Here is a 537-nt window from a genome sequence, read left to right on the forward strand (position 1 = left end):
GATCTCGACGACGACAGCGCCCATCTCACGTAACCCTCTGTTGCGCGAGCGTGCGTGTTTGCACACGACACGCCGCGCCATGACAGCATTTTGCGCACGGTCGAGCGCCCGCGAACGTGCGTCAGCGCGGCGCGTACATGATCAGCCCCACGCCGGCCAGACAGATCAGCGCGCCCGTGACATCCCAGCGATCGGGCCGAAAGCCGTCGGCGACCATGCCCCAGGCGAGTGATCCGGCGATGAAGACTCCGCCGTACGCCGCCAGCACCCGGCCGAAGTGGGCGTCGGGCTGAAACGCGGCGACGAAGCCGTAAGCGCCGAGGGCCATCACGCCCGCACCGATCCACCACCACCCGCGGTGCTCCCGCACGCCCTGCCACACGAGCCACGCGCCGCCGATCTCGAGCACCGCGGCAAGGACGAACAACATCACCGACTTGAGCACCATCACGTCACTCAGCGTGCCGCGAGCGTGCGCAAAATGCTGTCATGGCGCGGCGTGTCGTGTGCAAACACGCACGCTCGCGCAACAGAGGG

General features: G+C 67.8%; 1 protein-coding gene. It reads right to left on the reverse strand.

Features of this window, described 5'->3' with window-relative positions; all coding sequences use genetic code 11:
• Positions 1-121 precede the first annotated feature (121 nt).
• Positions 122-448, reverse strand: coding sequence for a YnfA family protein (locus A5650_RS08875; RefSeq protein ID WP_067289202.1), 327 nt, complete (start codon positions 446-448; stop codon positions 122-124).
• Positions 449-537 lie beyond the last annotated feature (89 nt).

The sequence above is a fragment of the Mycobacterium sp. 1164985.4 genome, assembly GCF_001668575.1.
Classification (GTDB): domain Bacteria; phylum Actinomycetota; class Actinomycetes; order Mycobacteriales; family Mycobacteriaceae; genus Mycobacterium.

Excerpts from the sequence above, each read along its gene's own strand:
- A5650_RS08875 (WP_067289202.1), bottom strand. The coding sequence starts at position 448 with ATGGTGCTCAAGTCGGTGATGTTGTTCGTCCTTGCCGCGGTGCTCGAG.